This window comes from Brachybacterium sp. p3-SID957 (genome assembly GCF_025144775.1).
GTDB classification, from domain to species: domain Bacteria; phylum Actinomycetota; class Actinomycetes; order Actinomycetales; family Dermabacteraceae; genus Brachybacterium; species Brachybacterium epidermidis.
The window spans coordinates 1-1127 of the sequence record NZ_JALXKT010000121.1; the positions used below are offsets into that span (position 1 = coordinate 1).

A 1127-nucleotide genomic window follows, 5' to 3' on the forward strand; every position below is an offset into this window, starting at 1 on the left:
ACGGTTGTAGAACACCTCGATGTACTCGAAGATCGCGTTCGCGAGCTCGATGCGCGTCTTCCACTTCTTCCGGTTCAGCAGCTCGATCTGCATCGTCGACCAGAACGACTCCATCATCGCATTGTCGAGGCCATCGCCGACGGTCCCGAACGACGGCAGCAGTCCCGCTGAAAGTATCTTCTGGGTGAAGACCCAGGAGGTGAGCTGGACTCCATGATCCGCACGAACGATCCCTCCGGGCCCTGGCTGACGTGCACGGATTGCCATGTCCAGAGCGTTCACGACCAGGGTGGAGTCCTGTTTGGAGTCGATAGCCCAGCCGATGATCTTGCGGCTACAAGCATCCAGCACGGCGGCGCAGTAGACCTTGCCCTCCCGGGTGGGATGCTCGGTGATGTCCGTGACCCACAACTCGTTCAGCGCGAGACGGAGAAATTCGCGGTTGACGAGGTCGTCCGCTGTGGCGGCCCGTTGTGTCGCTTGATTCTGGCTGGGCCTGGAAGGCCGCCGATTTCGGCGCGAGTCATGATGACGGTGATGAGCCGGCTGGAGCAAGGAATGTTCATTCCGATGGTGAGCTCGGCGTGGATCCGGCGGTAGCCGTAGGTGCCGCGGGAGGCGACGTGGATCTCCCGGATCAGGCCGGTCAGCCACCGGCGACGCAACTCAGTGGAACTGGTCGGGCGCTTTCGGTACCGGTAGTAGCCCTGACGGGAGACACCTAGTAGGCGGCAACAGATGCTTGTGGGTGACCCGGCGCCGACGAGTCGGTCGATCACCGGGTGCGCCCTTTTGGGGCGACTCCTCCCTCCTCGTCGAGCCACCTCGCGGCGCGGCGGAGGATCGCGATCTCCTGCTCGAGTTGCCGGACACGGCCGCGCGCTGCGCGGAGCTCGGCAGATTCCTGACTGCTTCGTCCCGGCCGGCGGCCGTGGTCGATATCGTCCTGTCGCAGCCAATTGTGGAGGGTGACCTCGCGGATGCCCAGGTCCAGTGCGGTCTTCTTGACCTGGCGGCCCTCGCGGACCAGAGCGATGGCCCGGGCACGGAACTCTGGAGGGTACGGGCGGGGCATGCGAAGAGCCTTCCATGAAGACCATCGACTAGCCTCGGGCTTTCATCGTTGA

General features: G+C 63.9%; 1 pseudogene. It reads right to left on the minus strand.

Features of this window, described 5'->3' with window-relative positions:
* Window positions 1–1075: pseudogene (locus tag M3B01_RS14540) on the minus strand (IS3 family transposase); the annotation flags it as partial.
* Between the last annotated feature and the right edge of the window lie 52 nt (window positions 1076–1127).